This is a genomic window from Parapedobacter soli, assembly GCF_025460835.1.
Taxonomy (GTDB): Bacteria; Bacteroidota; Bacteroidia; order Sphingobacteriales; family Sphingobacteriaceae; genus Parapedobacter; species Parapedobacter soli.
In genome coordinates, this window is the sequence record NZ_JAMXAY010000135.1 from 1 (window position 1) to 1,246 (window position 1,246).

The following is a 1,246-nucleotide window of genomic DNA, read 5'->3' on the forward strand; positions in this document are numbered from 1 at the left end:
CATTGCTGTCCCATTAAAATCTGAAATTGTTCTTTGAAATATTTGAAATATAGTTAGTTACAGAGGTTTTTAGACCGAACGGACTTGAAAACATAGTTTTGCGTCAGATGAATCCGACAGTCTATGTTTCAAGATAAATATGTTTTTGCCCAGTTGGCCTCGTTCCTTAACCGCAGTAAGTTTAATCGTATCGTAGCCAAGTATAATGGCGACAAGTATGTGAAGCACTTCACCTGCTGGAACCAGTTGCTTGCTTTGATGTTCGGACAACTTTCCAACCGTGAAAGTCTCCGGGATCTGGTGATCGCACTTGATGCCCACCAATCCAAATGCTATCATCTGGGAATGGGCAAGAATGTCTCCCGATCATCGTTGGCCAGAGCTAATCAGGATAGGGACTACCATATCTTTGAGGAGTATGCCTACTACTTGGTCAATCGGGCTAGAGAGACCAGATCCACCAATATCTTCGAGTTGGGTGGAAACGTGTATGCTTTCGATTCGACAACCATCGATCTCTGCCTTTCCGTGTTTTGGTGGGCAAAGTTCCGCAGGAGAAAGGGTGGTATCAAAGTACACACATTGTATGATGTGGAAACGCAGATACCGGCATTCTTTCATATTACCGAAGCCTCCGTTCACGATTCAAAGGCTATGAAAGAAATCTCTTATGAATCAGGTTCATACTATATATTTGACCGGGCTTACAACAACTTTAAAATGTTGTATAAGATCCATCAGATAGGAGCTTACTTCGTGATCAGGGCAAAGACTAATCTGCAGTACAAAGCCATCAAATGGAAACGCAGATTGCCCAGGAATGTGCATTCCGATCTGACGATAGCATTGACCGGATTTTACCCGAAACAGTACTATCCCGGAACACTTCGGCTGGTCAGATACTGGGATGAACAACAGGAAAGAGAGTTCGTCTTTCTGACCAATGCCACCCATATATCAGCCCTGCAGATTGCAGATCTTTACAAGAACCGCTGGCAGGTAGAACTGTTCTTCAAGTGGCTGAAACAGCACCTTAAAATCAAAAAGTTTTGGGGCACTACCGAGAACGCCGTCCGGATACAAGTCTATGCCGCCATCTGTACCTACTGCTTGGTGGCCATCGTTCAGTACGACATGAAACTGGACAGAAGTACTTACGAAGTGCTACAGATATTAAGCATCTCATTGACCGATAAAACGAACCTGAGAGAACTCTTTAGCAAAACTAAATTTCAATATAACAAAG

1 protein-coding gene is annotated in these 1,246 nt (G+C 43.4%); it reads left to right on the forward strand.

What is annotated here, in order from left to right; translation table 11 throughout:
• Positions 1-123 precede the first annotated feature (123 nt).
• On the forward strand, positions 124-1,246 hold a 1,123-nt coding region (locus NGM62_RS21880; RefSeq protein WP_262250428.1), incomplete at its 3' end, for an IS4 family transposase.